Origin of the sequence: Massilia frigida (genome assembly GCF_011682175.1) — a bacterium.
In the GTDB taxonomy this organism is placed as follows: domain Bacteria; phylum Pseudomonadota; class Gammaproteobacteria; order Burkholderiales; family Burkholderiaceae_D; genus Telluria_A; species Telluria_A frigida.
Genome location: NZ_WHJG01000020.1, coordinates 111,907 through 127,022, shown reverse-complemented (window position 1 = coordinate 127,022; position 15,116 = coordinate 111,907). Strand labels below are relative to the sequence as shown.

The 15,116-nt window shown below is 65.2% G+C and carries 13 protein-coding genes and 1 pseudogene; 5 read left to right on the top strand and 9 right to left on the bottom strand.

The genetic code is table 11. The features are described 5' to 3' along the window. Positions 1-309 precede the first annotated feature (309 nt). Entirely contained in the window at positions 310-561 is a 252-nt protein-coding gene (locus tag F2P44_RS36605; protein WP_370662722.1) for a transposase, read from the top strand. A 44-nt stretch (positions 562-605) separates the two neighbouring features. Here F2P44_RS36605 and F2P44_RS19505 read toward each other — a convergent pair whose 3' ends face one another. From F2P44_RS19505 to F2P44_RS19465, 8 genes and pseudogenes are all read right to left on the bottom strand, one after another. Further along, the gene (locus F2P44_RS19505) at positions 606-1,283 is read right to left on the bottom strand and encodes an anaerobic ribonucleoside-triphosphate reductase activating protein (RefSeq protein ID WP_370662721.1); all 678 of its coding nucleotides are present in this window, start codon (positions 1,281-1,283) and stop codon (positions 606-608) included. Between the two features lie 40 nt (positions 1,284-1,323). Beyond that, positions 1,324-3,534, bottom strand: a pseudogene (locus tag F2P44_RS19495) (ribonucleoside triphosphate reductase); the annotation flags it as partial. Positions 3,535-3,661: 127 nt separating this feature from the next. Continuing rightward, positions 3,662-4,252, bottom strand: coding sequence for an SCO family protein (locus F2P44_RS19490; RefSeq protein ID WP_167088712.1), 591 nt, complete (start codon positions 4,250-4,252; stop codon positions 3,662-3,664). Further along, positions 4,249-5,046 carry a formylglycine-generating enzyme family protein gene (locus F2P44_RS19485; protein WP_167088711.1) on the bottom strand — a complete coding sequence of 266 codons (798 nt, stop codon included), beginning with the start codon at positions 5,044-5,046 and terminating at the stop codon, positions 4,249-4,251. Before F2P44_RS19485 ends, F2P44_RS19490 begins: the two co-directional genes overlap by 4 nt. 7 nt (positions 5,047-5,053) lie before the next feature. Further along, positions 5,054-6,472, bottom strand: coding sequence for a copper-containing nitrite reductase (gene nirK / locus F2P44_RS19480; protein WP_167088710.1), 1,419 nt, complete (start codon positions 6,470-6,472; stop codon positions 5,054-5,056). Positions 6,473-6,591: 119 nt separating this feature from the next. After that, the gene (locus F2P44_RS19475) at positions 6,592-6,972 is read right to left on the bottom strand and encodes a SirB2 family protein (RefSeq protein ID WP_167088709.1); all 381 of its coding nucleotides are present in this window, start codon (positions 6,970-6,972) and stop codon (positions 6,592-6,594) included. Between the two features lie 19 nt (positions 6,973-6,991). Beyond that, positions 6,992-7,249, bottom strand: a complete 258-nt coding sequence (locus F2P44_RS19470) for a DUF2249 domain-containing protein (protein WP_167088708.1) — start codon at positions 7,247-7,249, stop codon at positions 6,992-6,994. A 68-nt stretch (positions 7,250-7,317) separates the two neighbouring features. After that, positions 7,318-9,594: a nitric-oxide reductase large subunit gene (locus F2P44_RS19465; RefSeq protein ID WP_167088707.1), complete on the bottom strand. Its 2,277-nt coding sequence runs from the start codon at positions 9,592-9,594 to the stop codon at positions 7,318-7,320. Between the two features lie 178 nt (positions 9,595-9,772). On the opposite strand from F2P44_RS19465, the gene F2P44_RS19460 reads away from it, so the two are divergent. Next, the gene (locus F2P44_RS19460) at positions 9,773-10,222 is read left to right on the top strand and encodes an RrF2 family transcriptional regulator (protein WP_167088706.1); all 450 of its coding nucleotides are present in this window, start codon (positions 9,773-9,775) and stop codon (positions 10,220-10,222) included. 15 nt (positions 10,223-10,237) lie between these two features. Here the strand turns inward: F2P44_RS19460 and F2P44_RS19455 are convergent, their stop codons facing one another. After that, positions 10,238-11,545 (bottom strand): hypothetical protein, encoded by a 1,308-nt coding sequence (locus tag F2P44_RS19455; protein ID WP_167088705.1) that lies wholly within the window; start codon positions 11,543-11,545, stop codon positions 10,238-10,240. A gap of 218 nt (positions 11,546-11,763) precedes the next feature. On the opposite strand from F2P44_RS19455, the gene F2P44_RS19450 reads away from it, so the two are divergent. From F2P44_RS19450 to F2P44_RS19440, 3 genes are read left to right on the top strand one after another with little or no spacing between them, the layout of a single operon-like run. Continuing rightward, positions 11,764-13,017, top strand: a complete 1,254-nt coding sequence (locus tag F2P44_RS19450; protein WP_167088704.1) for an MFS transporter — start codon at positions 11,764-11,766, stop codon at positions 13,015-13,017. A 17-nt stretch (positions 13,018-13,034) separates the two neighbouring features. Then, positions 13,035-14,420 carry a NarK family nitrate/nitrite MFS transporter gene (locus F2P44_RS19445; RefSeq protein WP_167088703.1) on the top strand — a complete coding sequence of 462 codons (1,386 nt, stop codon included), beginning with the start codon at positions 13,035-13,037 and terminating at the stop codon, positions 14,418-14,420. A 14-nt stretch (positions 14,421-14,434) separates the two neighbouring features. Continuing rightward, entirely contained in the window at positions 14,435-15,115 is a 681-nt protein-coding gene (locus F2P44_RS19440) for a Crp/Fnr family transcriptional regulator (RefSeq protein WP_167088702.1), read from the top strand. Position 15,116: the final 1 nt, after the last annotated feature.

The window sequence follows — 15,116 nt, the reverse complement described above, 5'->3', positions numbered from 1 at the left end:
CACAGCTTGACGACAACGACACATCCCGCGGTTTCCTCCTTCGCGGCTTGCCCAACGCCGGCCGGAGACGCTTGCGTGCATCAGTTTGAGTCTGTGACGGCGGCCGGCATCGGACAACCCTTAACGATAGCGGACGTACACAAGCTCAGTTTCCTCATCCCGCTCGTAGAGTCAATCCCTGCAGTTAAGGGGCTGGCAGGCCGTGCGCGCAAACGTCCAGGCAAGCTGCATGCCGATAGAGCGTACGCTTCGAGAGCACATCGGGCTTGGCTAGCCGTCGGGGAATAGCAGCATGGATTGCGCTATGGCGTGGAGTCGCGGGAAAGGCTTGGCCGATGGCGTTGGGTCGTTGAGCGCACTTTAGGTTGGATACACCGCTTTCGCAGGCTGCGCATCCGACATGCGCGACGAGCAGGCATCCATCAGGCGTTCCTTTCGCTTGCCTGCTCGCTCATCTGCTGGCGGTATGCCGAACGGGTTTTGTTAGGCGCTCTTAAGCACCGTCTTTTCCGCGCAGGCGGGAATGACGGTTTCGAGGTTGGTTGTCGCAAAGCTGCTTAACTTGGGGGCAAAGGCTAGTTCCTGGAGAGGCGGGAACCGCAGTTCTATGCGGGCCGCAGCACAAACTTCTCGAAGCGCGCCGCAATGCGCTCGAGCGCCGCGGCGCCCATGAGCGCGCCGGCCGTCGCGTTCAAGCCGGCGTCCGCGCAGCCCTGCGCGCGAAAGGTCTGGAGCGCGTAGTTGCGCACGCCGGCATCGGCCAGCGTCGTGGCCAGCGCCTCCACATCGGCCTCGGACAGCAAGGCCGGATGCAGCGTGGTCCTGCATTCATGCGCCACGCCGCTGTCGACGATCATCTCCAGGCAGGCGCGCGCCGGATCGCCGCTGCCGAACACCCCCGTCACGCGCTGGTAAGCCTCGAACGGCGCCTTGATATCGAACCCCACCCAATCGACCAGCGGCAACACCGCCTTCAACTGGCGCGGATAGATGCACGCCGTGTGCAGGCCGACCGCAAGCCCCATCTGGCGCACGGCCGCCATGGCGTCCGGCAGCGCCGGATCCATGGTCGGCTCGCCGCCGCTGAACACCACGCCATCGAGCAATCCGGCGCGCCGCTCCAGCAGCGCCATCACCGAATCCCACGCTAGCTGCCCGCGCCGGCGCGGCTGAAGGTGCGGGTTATGGCAGTAGCCGCAGCGCCACGGGCATCCCTGGATGAACACCGCGGCCGCCAGCTTGCCGGGAAAATCGGTTGCGGTAAAAGCGGTTACGCCGCCCACCCGCAGCGCGCCGGCGCCCACCTTAGCTGCGCGCCGCAATGGCGCGCTCGGTGAACCAGGTACGCTCATGGAACTCGCCCTTCTTGCCGGTATTGAAGGACGACACCGGGCGGTGATAGCCCATCACGCGGGTCCATACTTCGCAGGGCTGGCGCTCGGCATCGGTCAGGGTGATGGTTTGGGGAACAAAGAAAACGGCTTGGCTCAGGTCTGACATGGATGACTCCTTGGTTGGTTACGCAACTTCGCGTTGCTTGCGCGCGATCAGGTCAAGATCGCATTTGGGACAAAATGGATGGCTGCCGCCGAGGTAGCCGTGTTTCGGGCAGATCGAAAACGTCGGCGTGACGGTGATGTACGGCAGGCCGAAGCGGCCCAGCGCGCGCCGCACCAGTTCGCGGCAGGCGTCGGCCGTGGACAGCGGCTCGCTCATGTACAGGTGCAGCACGGTGCCGCCCGTGTACTTGCGCTGCAGCGGATCCTGCCGCTCCAGCGCCTCGAACGGATCGTCGGTAAAGCCGACCGGCAGTTGCGAGGAGTTGGTGTAGTAAGGCATGGCGTCGGTGCCGGCCTGCAGGATGTCCGGATGGCGCTTGCGGTCTTCGCGCGCGAAGCGATAGGTGGTGCCTTCTGCGGGCGTCGCTTCCAGGTTGTACATATGGCCGGTCTGGTCCTGGAACTCCAGCATGCGCGCGCGTACATGGTCCAGCAGGCGCAGGGCGAAGGCGTGGCCCCATTCGCTGGCGATATCCTGCTCGCCCCAGGTGAAATTACGGATCATCTCATTGACGCCGTTCACGCCCAGGGTCGAGAAGTGGTTGCGCAAGGTGCCCAGGTAGCGCTTTGTGTACGGGAACAAGCCATTGTCCATATGCCGCTGGATCACCTTGCGCTTGATTTCCAGGCTGTCGCGGCCAAGGTCGAGCAGGCGGTCGAGCGCCGCGAACAGGCCGTCCTCGTCGTCCGCGTGCAGGTAGCCCAGGCGCGCGCAGTTGATGGTCACCACGCCGAGCGACCCGGTCTGCTCGGCCGATCCGAACAGGCCATTTCCGCGCTTGAGCAGTTCGCGCAGGTCGAGCTGCAGGCGGCAGCACATCGAGCGGATCATGTTCGGCTTGAGTTCCGAGTTGAGGAAGTTCTGGAAGTAGGGCAGGCCGTAGCGCGCCGTCATCTCGAACAGCAGTTCCGCGTTGGGGCTGTGCCACGCAAAGTCCTCGGTGATGTTGTAGGTCGGGATGGGGAAGGTGAATACGCGCCCCTTGGCGTCGCCGGTCATCATGATTTCGATGTAGGCGCGGTTGATCATGTCCATTTCCACTTGCAGATCGCCGTAGGTGAACGGCATTTCCACGCCGGCGATGAACGGCACCTGCTCGCGCAGGTCTTCCGGACACACCCAATCGAACGTCAGGTTGGTGAACGGGGTCTGGGTGCCCCAGCGCGAAGGCACGTTCAGGTTGTAGATCAGCTCCTGGATGTACTGCTTGACGCTCTCGTAACTGAGGGAATCGGCGCGCACGTAGGGCGCCATGTAGGTGTCGAAGGAACTGAAGGCCTGGGCCCCGGCCCACTCGTTTTGCAGGGTGCCGAGGAAGTTGACGATCTGGCCGATCGCGCTCGACATGTGCTTGGGCGGTGACGATTCGATTTTGCCCGGCACGCCGTTCAAGCCTTCATTGAGCAGCGTGCGCAGCGACCAGCCGGCGCAGTACCCGGCCAGCATGTCGAGGTCGTGGATGTGCAGGTCGGCGCTGCGGTGGGCGGCGCCCACGGCCGGCGGATAGACGTGATCGAGCCAGTAGTTGGCGATCACCTTGCCGGAGACGTTGAGTATCAGCCCGCCCAGCGAGTAGCCCTGGTTGGCGTTGGCGTTGACGCGCCAGTCGCGCTGCTCCAGGTACTCGTTCATCGACGCTTCGACGTCGATCAGGCTTTTGCGGTCGCGCCGCAGGCTGTGGTGCTGCTCGCGGTAGACGACGTAGGCGCGCAGGGTCGCGCGGTGGCCGGCCGCGAACAGGGCTGCCTCCACGGCGTCCTGGACTTGCTCGACGCCGGGGGTAGCGGTGTCCAGTGCGCACAGCGCGGGCAGGACTGCGTTCCAGGTCAGCAGGTGGGCGGCGGCGGCATCGAACTCGCCGCTGGCCAGCGCGGCGCGCTGCATGGCCGATTCGATGCGGGTGGCGTCGAACGGCTTAATGGCGCCGTCGCGCTTGCGGATGTGGGTGGGTAAGTGAAGCGGTGGAATGGTCATTTGCTCTCCGTGAAACACAATATGTGGTGCATGGAGAGAGGTTATTGACTATATGTAGTGGGGTCAACGGCGTTTTGCGGCGATCATGAAATCCTTGATCCAGGTTGGTTTTTGGCGTGCGCGCCGCCTATTTGAGCGCCAGCCGGATCTGCGCGACGAAGGCTGGATCGGGCAGGGGACTCAGTTGCGTGCTTGCCGCCAGCAGTTTGCCGCCGGCGTCGAGCAGGCACACGCGCGTGGTGTGGTTGATTTCGCCGTTGCTGACGGCGCGGTACTTGATTTGCAGCGCGCCGGCCATGGCGCGCGTCTGGGTTTCACCGGCGGCCACCGCCAGCCGGAAGATGGCGGGATCGAGCTTGTGCGAGCTGGCCAGGCGCGCCAGCGAAGCGGGCGTGTCGTACAGCGGGTCGAGGCTGACCATCAGTACCGCCAGGCGGCCGGGCGCGGGCTTGACCTGCTCGACCGTGCGGCGCAGGTTTTCGATGATGATCGGGCAGGCCGCGTTGCAGTCGCCATAAAACATGGTCACCAGCAGGGGACGGCCGGCCAGTGCACGCCAGTCGAACTGGCGGCCCTGGCTCTCCTTGAGCGCTACCGGCAGGCGATACAGCGAGTCGGCCGGCAGCGGGTCGGCGCCGGCCAGCGGGGCCGCCAGTGCGACGGCGGCCAGGGCGCCCGCGCGCAGCAGGACGCGGCGCAGGGGATTGAAGCGGTTCATGGTGATTCCTTCGGTGTGGGTGCATCGTTGTCGGTGCCGCGCGCGCAGCGAAAGCCCAGGTAGCCGCCATCCTGCGCGCCTTCCATCGCGGCCAGCAGCGCGATGCGCATCAGCACCGCGTAGTTGCGCCGGTCGCCCAGCGACAGGGCCGCCCCGCCGCAGTAATCGAGCTGCTTGCGCGGGTCCTGGGTGCGGCTGTCGGCGCTGACGAACAGCGCGCTGTAATCCTCGACCCATTCCCATACCAGCCCGTGCATGTCGTACAGGCCGTGGAAATTGGGCGCGGCGCCGCGCACGCCCGCCGGCGGCGTGCTGGCCGGATGGGCGTACCAGTTGAGGATCTGCTCCAGCCATTGCGGGTCGTCGCGCGCGTCGGCGCGGGTGGCATCGGCCGCGGCGGCGTATTCCCATTCGTGCCAGCGCGGCAAACGCGCACCCTCGCTGGCGCAAAAGGCGTTGGCCGCGTGCCAGCTGACGTTGGTCACCGGCGCGTCGGGCGCCAGCGCGCCATGGTCGGCCGCGCCGCGCCAGCCGGACAGGTAGGTGGACGAAGCCAGCACCGCCGGCGCCTGGCCGCGCTGCCATTGCGGATGCGCGAGCACGTATTGACGGAACTCGGCGTTGGTGACCGGCGCGGTGCGCATCGAAAACGGCGCCACGATGGCGGGCGCTTCCTTGCCGTCGGCCGGCAGGACGGAGCGCAGCGCGCCGCCCGGCAGCGCCGCGTACTGGCCGGCGGCCGCCGCCGTGCACAGCATCGCGGTGCAGGCGAAGGCGGTCAATTGAGCGTTCATGGCACGTTCAATTGGCTTTGACCTGGCGCATCTGCTTGACCTGCGCCGGCGTGATGACGGTTTTACCGGCATTCATGTCGGTGCTCACGTAGTTGATGACGGCGGCGACATCGTCGTCGTCGAGGTCTTGCGCCGGCATGACGGAGTTGTAATGCTCGCCGTTGACGACCAGCTCTCCGCTGCGTCCGTGCAGGACGATGTGCGCCATCTCGTAAGGACGCTGCTGGAAGAAGTCGGAATTGGCCAGCGGCGGGAAGACGCCGGGAACGCCTTTGCCGTCGGCCAGATGGCAGGCGGAGCAGGTGTTGTCGTAGACGGCCTTGCCGCGCACGCGCTGCGCGTTGGTGGCGGGCGGCACCACTGGCGTCTTGGCCGCGGCGGGCGGCGTCTTGGCGCCGCTCAGGGCAGTCTTGATGCCCTTGCCGTAGATCTCGGGCCGATCGGGGCCGCTCACCGCCATCAGGCCGACCGCGCCCTTGTTGAAGGCGCGTGTGAGCGAGTGGTCGACCAGGGTCAGGTTGCCCGGTACTTTCGGCACGAATTCGAGGATGGTCGAGCCGCCTGCCGGCACCATGGTGGTCTGGACATTTTCCTGGAAGTGGGTGCCGCCTTCGGTGTACACCTTGTCGAAAATGGCGCCGATGATGTGGAAGCTCGACACGGTATTCGGTCCGCCCACGCCGAAGAACATGCGCACCTTCTCGCCGGCGGCGGCGGTCAGCGCGCCCGGGCCGGTGAGGGCGCCGTCGGCGCCGTTGAACAGCACGTAGGTCGGCCGCTCGTCGATCGCCTTTTGCAGGTCGAAGCCTTGCAGGCCGGGGGCGCGGTAGGCGCCGGTGGTGTAGAAGTCGCCCTGCATCACGTAGTATTCCTTGTCGACCTTGGACATGCCTTCCTTCGGTTCGACCAGGATCATGCCGTACATGCCGTTGGCGACGTGCATCCCGACCGGGGCGGTGGCGCAATGGTAGACGTACAGGCCCGAGGCCAGCGCCTTGAAGGTGAAGCTCGCTTCATTGCCCGGGGCGATCAGGGTTTGCCCGGCGCCGCCACCGGGGCCGGTGACCGCATGCAGGTCGATATTGTGGGGCAGCTTGTTGCCGGCCAGGTTTTGCAGGTGCAGTTCGACGGTGTCGCCTTCGCGCACCCGGATCATCTTGCCCGGGACGGTGCCGCCGAAGGTCCAGAAGGTGTAGCGCGTGCCTGGGGCGATTTCGCGTTCGATTTCCTCGACCGTCAGGTTGACGACCACCCGCGCCGGGGTCTTGCGCGTGATCTGCGGCGGCAGCGCGGGCGGCGCGAGCAGCTCCTGCACGATGACGGGCAGCGCCGGTTCCGCGGCAAAGGCGGGGGCGGAGCACAGCGAGAGAAGGGCGGAAGCCGTGGCCAGGCAGGTGCCGGCGAGGCGGAGAGGACGTGGACGCATGATGTAACCTTTTCTTGTTCTGTTGGGCGCCGCGGAGGCGGACGTCAACAAGATGCTAAGGTTTGCGTACCAGAAATTCCTTGATGTAGATTACAGTTTGGGGCAATCGGTTGTGGCGCTCAAATAACGATCAAGACCCGGCGCGTGAGCGCGACCGCGACGATGTAGGCAACCGTGAGCAGGGCCGCGCCGAAGGCGATGGCGCGCACCTGTTTGGGGCGCCCGGGCTTGAGTGCGACCGCGCCTAGCATGATGTACAGGACCAGCGCCACCACCTTGGCGCCCAGCCAGGGCTGCACGAACGGGTACTGGCCGCTCCACACCACCATGGTCAGGGCGCTGGCCAGCAGCACCGTGTCGACCAGGTGCGGGGCCACCTTGACCCAGCGCTGCGCCAGTTGCGCCGAGCCGAGCAGCATCCAGACGCCGCGCAGGGTGAACAAACCGATGCTGAGCGCAGCGCAGCTCATATGCAGGTGTTTGACGGCCAGGTACTCCATGCGTATTCCTTATATATGGTCAGGCGATCCCGAAGTCGATGATGATTTCGCCCGGCGCGCGCGCCACGTAGGCGATCGTCACGCCCGACCCGAAATGGGCCTCGATCTGCGCCAGCAGCGGCAGCGGATCGTGGTCGTTATAAAAGCGCATGGTCTCTCCCGGCTCCAGCGCGGACAGTGCGCCAAAAATGGCGGCGTGGCGAAAGCGCTTGGCGACGCCGCGCGCGTCGAACGGGTACAAGCCAATCGAAGCGGCCGAGATAACAGGGTGTGTCATGGTGATACTCCTTGGGTAGTGTAAACGAAGCGAACCCCGGCAGGAAGATCGCGCCGGGGAAAAATGACTTACGGTTTGGCCGGTGCGACCGAGCCGACCACGTAATTGCTGCCGCGCGCCCCGGTGGCAAGCTTGAAGGCGAACAGCGCGAGGAACACGCAGCCGACCGAGAACACCACGTCACCCGGCACGCGCAGCCACACCAGCGTTTCCATCAGCTGCGAGTGGACCACTTCCGGCGAGCGCGCAAACCAGGTGCCGCGCGTGACGCTGGCCCAGGCCTGGTAGATTCCGGCCGGCAGCAGCGAGATGAAGACCATCATCGCCAGGCCGATGTTCAGGCACCAGAACATCGGTGCGAGCAGCTTGTCGGACCAGGCGGCGCGCTCGGTGAGGCCGCGCAGGCAGAACAGCATCAGGCCGATGCCGAGCATGCCATAGACGCCGAACAGCGCGGCATGGCCGTGCGCCGCCGTCATGTTCATGCCCTGCATGTAGTACAGCGCGATCGGGGTGTTGATGGCGAAGCCCAGCAGGCCGGCGCCGACCACGTTCCAGAAACCGACCGCGATGAAGCACAGGATTGGCCATTTGTAGGCCTGCACCCAGGGCGCCGCTTTCGAGCGCTGGTAGTTGCGCCATGCTTCGACGCCGATCATGGCCAGCGGTACCACTTCCAGCGCGGAGAACATGGCGCCGATGGCGATGACAAAAGTCGGCGTACCGGTGAAGTACAGGTGGTGCAGGGTGCCCAGGATGCCGCCGAACAGGAACACGATGGTTTCCAGGACGATGGCGCTGTTGGCGGTGGCTGCCGCGATCAGGCCGAGACGGGTGAACAGCAGGGCGATGACGGCGGTGGCGAACACTTCGAAGAAGCCTTCGACCCACAGGTGGACCAGCCACCAGCGCCAGTATTCGACCATGGCGTAGTGGGTGCGCGGACCCCAGGTCAGCGAGGTGGCGTAGAAGCCGCCGATGCACAGCGCGGCCAGGAACACCATGGCGATCAGGCCACGGCTTTCGGACGGCGTGCGCAGGGCTGGCATCAGGCCGCGTCCGAGCAGCAGGACCCAGAACAGCAGGCCGACGAACAGCAGGATTTGCCATACGCGTCCCATGGAGGTGAATTCCAGGCCCTGGTTACCGATCCAGAAGCTGAAGTCGTTGCCCAGGTGCTGCAGGGTGCCGAGCCAGCCGGAGATGGTGGAACCGGCCACGATGAACAGCAGCGCGTAGAACAGCACGTTGACGCCGAGCGCCTGGTACTTCGGTTCGCGTCCGGAGATCGCGGGGGCGATATACAGGCCGGTGGCCAGCCAGGCGGTGGCGATCCACAGCACGGCGAACTGGGTGTGGATGGTGCGGCTGACGGTGAACGGCAGGATCTGGCCGAGCGGGATGCCGAAGAAGCTCTGGCCTTCGACCGCGTAGTGGGCGGTGATGATGCCCATGCCGACCTGCGCCAGTATCAGCGCGATGACGACGTAGAAGTATTTGCGGGTGGCGCGCATCGATGCGGTCGGCTTCAGGTCGAACAGCGGGTCGGCCTTGGGCGGCACCGGGTCGTCGCCTTCGTGAGCGCGGCCGTGGTAGAAGATCATGGCGGCGATGGCGGCGATCATCAGGATCACGCTGGCGATCGACCAGATCCCGGCGCCGGCGGTGGGGCCGTTGCCGACCAGCGGTTCGTGCGGCCAGTTGCTGGTGTAGCTGATTGCCGTTTCGCCGGGACGGTCGGTGGCGGCCGACCAGGACGACCAGAAGATGAAGGCTGGCAGGGCGTGCAGGTCTTCCGGCGTGACCAGGCTGCCCGAACTCATGGCGTACTGTTCGCGCAGGGCGTCGAGCTTGGGGTCGTTGCCGAACAGGGCGCTGTAGTGGGCGGCGACTTCACGCACCGCTTGTGCGCGTTCCGGCGAGAGATTGACGATGCCGGTGCGGGCATCCCAGGTGTTGGCGCGCATTTCGCGCTTGAGCCGTTCGCCCAGGGCCGCCTGCTGTTCGTAGTCCAGCTGTGCGAACGGTTTGCCGAATTGCTTGCCGGCGTAGATCTCGCGCAGGGCCAGCGCTTCGCGGTGCAGCCAGTCGGCCGACCAGTCGGGCGCGAGATAGCTGCCGTGGCCCCAGACGGAGCCGAGCTGCTGGCCGCCGGCCGAGAGCCAGGCTTGCTGGCCGCGCTGGACTTCGCCCTCGGCGAACAGCACCTCGCCGTCGCGGCTGGTGACTTGATGGGGAATCGGGGGAGCGCTCAGGTAGATCTCGGTCCCGACCCAACCGAGAACGGCGAAGGACAGGACGCAGATGACCGCGAGCCAGGTCCATAGTTTGCGTGAGGCGTGCATGGCGTGGTTTCCTTGTTATTAGAACGGGGCGGTACAGTCCGCTCCGTTAAAGAAAGATTTTAGATACATCTATTTAAACAAGCAAGTTAAATACTTCTTTTCGTCAAGGCCGCGCCATCTGGATCAATAGATGTATACTGAATGCCTCATTTGACCTTCATCCAAGCAGCCCACGCCGATGCGACTGACCGCCTATACCGATTACACCCTGCGCACCCTGATCTACCTTGGCATGCACCGCGATTGCCTGGCCACCATCCAGGATATCGCCGACGTGCATGGCATCTCGAAAAACCATCTGATGAAGGTGGTGTACCAGCTTGGCCTGTCCGGCATGGTGGAGACGGTGAGGGGGCGTCATGGCGGGCTGCGGCTCAAGCTCGAGCCGGGCCAGATCAATATCGGCGCCGTGGTGCGCCACAGCGAGACGGACTTTTACATGGCCGAGTGCTTCGATCCGGAGAATACCTCGTGCACGCTGGCGCCGGCGTGCGCGCTCAAGGGCGTGCTGGGGGCGGCGACGGCGGCCTATCTGCGGGTGCTCGATGGCGTGACGCTGGAAGACCTGATCGCGCACAGCGCGCGCCCGGGGCAACGGGCGGACCAGGCGATCATCGCCTGGAAGTAGGGAACCGGCGCGCCCCTAGCCCTGCGCGGTGTACACCATCGCGAAACCGCCGCCCGGGGTGCGGAAGTTGGTGGTCTGGCCCTGGTACACGCGCGCCGCCGTCCATTGCACCTGGCCGTCGTAGGTGTAGCTGCGGATGTCGAACTTGAGTTGATCGGGCGCTCCCGCGCTGCCGCCGGTACGCGCCGGCGGCACCATGATCGCCTGCGCCACGTAGTCGCCATCGAGGATGTCTTGCCAGGCGCGCTTGGTCAGCTTGTCGCCGCGGTAGGCCGCGCGCCCGCCGTAACCCGCCGCCGGCTTGAAGAACCAGTCGCGCAGCGTGCGCCACAGGCGCTCGGCCTCGCTGGCCCGCACCTGCTCCGTGTGCGGAATGCCGCTGAGCAGGATCGCGCGCGTGGCCTCGGAAACGCCTAGCGCCGCCAGCCTGGCATCGTCGGTCAGCAGCGCCAGATTGCGCTTGTCGGCGTACAGCGCGTGCGCGCGCGGATGCGGGGTGAGTACCACCGCGTTGGCCAGGTAGGCGTCGCGCAGGGCCGCGTGGCCGGGTGCGGCTAGCATGAAGTCGGTCAGGCGGTTGTACACCAGGTCGACAATCAGGTCGCCGCGCCACAGGCTGCCCGCTTCCCAGCGCAGCATCGACGGGTCGACGATCAGCGCTTCGATGTCGTGGCGCGCGAACAGCTGGCGAAACAGCAGGAATTCCGGATACAGGTACTGGTTCTCGGGCTCGTCGTCGACGATCACGATGGTGCGCAGCGGCGCGCTGCGCCCGCCCAGGCGCCACTCGGCGCGGAACATCTCGACGATGGCGTCTTCCAGCGCCAGCGCGCGCGCGGCGCCGTTGCCGGCATCCTCGATCGCGCTGCATCCGTGGCCGGCGCGCGCCAGGGCCGCATTGAGCAGGGCGCCGCCGGCGTTGGTGTTGATTTCGATGAGGCCGACGGCGTCGTCGCCCAGATGGAAGTCGTAGCCGTAAAAGACGCCGCGCGCGCCCGGATCGTGGCGCGCGATGGGCGGCGCGTCGGCCAGCACGGCATCTTGCCAGGCCGGCAGCGCAATCACTTCTTCCACCGCGCCGATCAGGCGCGCCATGCGCGCCGCCTGGCCGGGCGAGACAAATACCGGCAGCGCCGCGAACAGGTGGGGACAGCGTTCGCGGATCAAGGCCACCACTTCCGGTCCGTCGCTGTGCTGTTGCAGCGCCTCGGCCAGGGCGGCGGCGGAGGGGGCGGCGCAAAAGCAGCTGGCGTTGAGCTGGGCGGCATCGAGCGTGGCGCAGCCGGGTTCGAAGCCGGAATCGGGTGTCGCAAAGTCTTGCATGGGGCAGCCTTTCTTGTTCTTGGTCTGTTGTTATACCTCAAAACGCGCAAATGCATCATTGATGCAGATCAACACAGCTTGCCCGCCCCATGGCGTCTAGTTCTTTTGGGCTAGCAGTCTAGCCAGATTGCCGTGGGAAAATCGCCCTCAGGCTAATAGTCGTGCTTCAAGGCAGCACGTAAGCTTCCTGTATCAGGTCATCGGTCCGGGAGAACAACGTGTCTAGCAAGAACCAACAACAAATAGCGGTGCTGGCGAGCAGCACTTTCGCCTTCACCATCTGCTTCGCGATCTGGATGATGTTCGCGGTGCTCGGGATTCCCATCAAGGCGCAGCTGGGCCTGAACGAAACCGAGTTCGGCCTGCTGGCGGCCACGCCGGTCCTGAGCGGCTCGCTGGTGCGGGTGCCGCTCGGCATCTGGACCGACCGCTACGGCGGGCGCATCGTGTTCTTCATCCTCATGCTGGCCACGGCCCTGCCGATCTGGCTGATCTCGCAGGCCAGCGCGTACTGGCACTTCCTGGTGCTGGGCCTGTTCGTCGGCCTGGCCGGCGGCTCGTTCTCGGTCGGCACGCCCTATGTGGCGCGCTGGTTCGGCAAGGAGCGGCGCGGGCTGGCGATGGGCATCTTTGGCGCCGGCAATTCCGGCTCGGCGCTGACCAAGTTCGTGGCCCCGGCCATCATCGCCGCCTTCGGCTGGCAGATGCTGCCCAAGGTGTACGCGCTGGCCATGCTGGCCACGGCCGTCCTGTTCTGGTTCGGCACCTACAGCGACCCGGCCCACAAGATGCCGGCCGGCGTGTCCTTCGCCGAACAGATGAAGGTGCTCAAGGATCCGCGCGTCTGGCGCTACTGCCAGTATTACTCGGTCGTGTTCGGCGGCTACGTGGGCCTGGCCTTGTGGATGACCAAGTATTACGTCACCGAATACGGTTTCGACATGCGCCTGGCCGCGCTGCTGGCCGCCTGTTTCTCGCTGCCAGGCGGCGTGCTGCGCGCCCTGGGCGGCTGGATCTCGGACAAGTACGGCGCCCACAAGGTCACCTGGTGGGTCATGTGGGTGTGCTGGGTCTGCTTCTTCCTGCTGTCCTACCCGCAAACCAACATGATCATCAAGACCGTGACCGGCAGCACCACGCTGCAGATCGGCCTCACGCCAGTGATGTTCACGGTGCTGCTGTTCTTGGTCGGCGTGGCCATGGCGATCGGCAAGGCATCGGTGTTCAAGTTCATCGGCGACGATTTCAGCGACAACATCGGCGCCGTCTCTGGCGTGGTGGGCCTGGCCGGCGGCCTGGGCGGCTTCGTGCTGCCGATCCTGTTCGGCGCGCTGGTCGACCTGACCGGGGTGCGCTCGTCCGCCTTCATGCTGCTCTACGGCACCGTGTGCGTGTCCCTGGTGTGGATGCATTTCAGCTTCAAAGACAGTGCGCGGCCCGCCGCGCCGCCCCGGCTGGCCGTGGTCGCCTAATTTAAAGGAGAAATCAAATGAGTAAATATGTGATCGCCACCTGGGAGCCGGAAGTGCCGGCCTTCTGGCAAAAGAGCGGCAAGGCGACCGCCAACCGCAACCTGTGGATTTCGATCCCGGCGCTGATGTTCGCCTTCGCCGTCTGGATGGTGTGGAGCGTGGTCGTGGTCAACCTGCCCAATATCGGCTTCAAGTACAGCACCAACCAGCTGTTCTGGCTGACCGCGCTGCCGGGCTTGTCCGGCGCGACCTTGCGCATCTTTTATTCCTTCATGGTGCCGATTTTCGGCGGGCGCAAATGGACCACGATCTCGACCGCCTCGTTGCTCATTCCCGCCATCGGCATCGGTTTCGCGGTGCAGGACGTCGAGACCAGCTACCCGATCATGCTGATCCTGGCCTTGCTGTGCGGCTTCGGCGGCGGCAATTTTGCCTCGTCGATGGCGAATATCAGCTTCTTCTATCCCAAGGCGCAGAAGGGCTACGCGCTGGGCATGAATGCCGGCCTGGGCAACCTGGGCGTGTCGGCGGTGCAGTTCGTGGTGCCGCTGGTGATTACCGCCGGCGTGTTCGGCGCGTTCGGCGGCGAGGCGCAGCAATGGGTCAAGGGCGACGCGCACAAGGCCATGTGGCTGCAGAACGCCGGTTTCATCTGGGTGCCCTTCATTGCGCTGACCGCGGTCGCGTCATGGTTCGGGATGAACGACCTGGCCTCGGCCAAGGCCTCGTTTTCGGAACAGGCCATCATTTTCAAGCGCAAGCATAACTGGCTGATGTGCTGGCTGTACACGGGCACCTTCGGTTCCTTCATCGGTTACTCGGCCGGCTTTCCGCTGCTGATCAAGACCCAGTTTCCGGATGTCAATCCGCTCGATTACGCTTTCCTTGGCCCGCTGGTCGGGGCGCTGGCACGGGTGGTGGGCGGCATCGTGGCCGACAAGCTGGGCGGCGCAAAAGTGACCCTGTGGACCTTCGTCATGATGATCTTGGCCGTGGTCGGCGTGATCCAGTTCCTGCCGCATGGTGGCGTGGCCGGCAACTTCACCGGCTTTTTCTGGATGTTCATGCTGCTGTTTGCTGGCACGGGCGTGGGCAATGCCTCGACCTTCCGCATGATTCCCGTGATTTTCCTGACCGAGCGCCAGCGCGCCGCCGAGGGCAAGGGCCATGCCGCCAAGGAACAGGCGATTGTCGACGCGAACAAGGAAGGTGCGGCGGTACTCGGTTTCACCTCGGCGGTGGCGGCCTATGGCGCGTTCTTCATTCCCAAGTGCTACGGCACCTCGATCGCCCTGACCGGCGGTCCGGACGCGGCGCTGTGGGGCTTCGTCGGGTTTTACGTTAGCTGCATCGTGGTCACGTGGTGGTGCTACGCGCGGCGCAATGCGGACATGCCTTGCTGACAGCAGGAGCGGCCATGGAAAAGAACCGATTTTCGCCGCAGACCTTCCTGGCGCGGCTGCCGCTGTTCGATGCGATGTCGCCAAGCGAACTCGATGCCATCGCCGCCGGCACCAGCGAGCGCCATGCGGCGCGCGGCGAGATCATTTTCCAGCGTGGCGATACCTGCAAGGGCTTTCACCTGGTCATTTTCGGCCAGGTCAAGCTGGCCGCCGGGGTGGCCAACGGGGCCGAAAAGATCATCGAGCTGATCGGCCCCGGACACAGTTTCGGCGAAGCGCTGATGTTCATGGAAAAGCCCTACATCGTCTCGGCCACGGCGCTGGCCGATTCGCTGCTGCTGCATGTGACCAAGGAAGCGGTGTTCGATGGCATCGCGCACGACCCCGGTTTCGCGCGCAAGATGCTGGCCGGGCTGAGCCGGCGCATGCATGGCTTGATCTGCGACCTGGAATCGGTCGCCTTGCAGTCGGGCACCCAGCGCGTGATCGGCTACCTGTTGCAGGACGAGGCGACCGGGCAGGGTGCGCAGCTGACCCTGCCGGTCAGCAAAGCGGTGGTGGCGTCGCGCCTGAACCTGACGCCGGAGCATTTTTCGCGCATCTTGGGCGACCTGACCATGCATGGCCTGATCGGCGTGCAGGGCAGGAATGTGACGATCATGAATATCGACGGCTTGCGCAAGCACGCCGGCTGAA

Coding starts and splice junctions, on each gene's coding strand:
- F2P44_RS19445 (WP_167088703.1), top strand. CDS start 13,035: ATGAGTAAATATGTGATCGCCACCTGGGAGCCGGAAGTGCCGGCCTTC.
- F2P44_RS19470 (WP_167088708.1), bottom strand. CDS start 7,249: ATGACACACCCTGTTATCTCGGCCGCTTCGATTGGCTTGTACCCGTTC.
- F2P44_RS19475 (WP_167088709.1), bottom strand. CDS start 6,972: ATGGAGTACCTGGCCGTCAAACACCTGCATATGAGCTGCGCTGCGCTC.
- F2P44_RS19455 (WP_167088705.1), bottom strand. CDS start 11,545: ATGCAAGACTTTGCGACACCCGATTCCGGCTTCGAACCCGGCTGCGCC.
- F2P44_RS19440 (WP_167088702.1), top strand. CDS start 14,435: ATGGAAAAGAACCGATTTTCGCCGCAGACCTTCCTGGCGCGGCTGCCG.
- F2P44_RS19465 (WP_167088707.1), bottom strand. CDS start 9,594: ATGCACGCCTCACGCAAACTATGGACCTGGCTCGCGGTCATCTGCGTC.
- nirK (WP_167088710.1), bottom strand. CDS start 6,472: ATGCGTCCACGTCCTCTCCGCCTCGCCGGCACCTGCCTGGCCACGGCT.
- F2P44_RS19485 (WP_167088711.1), bottom strand. CDS start 5,046: ATGAACGCTCAATTGACCGCCTTCGCCTGCACCGCGATGCTGTGCACG.
- F2P44_RS19460 (WP_167088706.1), top strand. CDS start 9,773: ATGCGACTGACCGCCTATACCGATTACACCCTGCGCACCCTGATCTAC.
- F2P44_RS19490 (WP_167088712.1), bottom strand. CDS start 4,252: ATGAACCGCTTCAATCCCCTGCGCCGCGTCCTGCTGCGCGCGGGCGCC.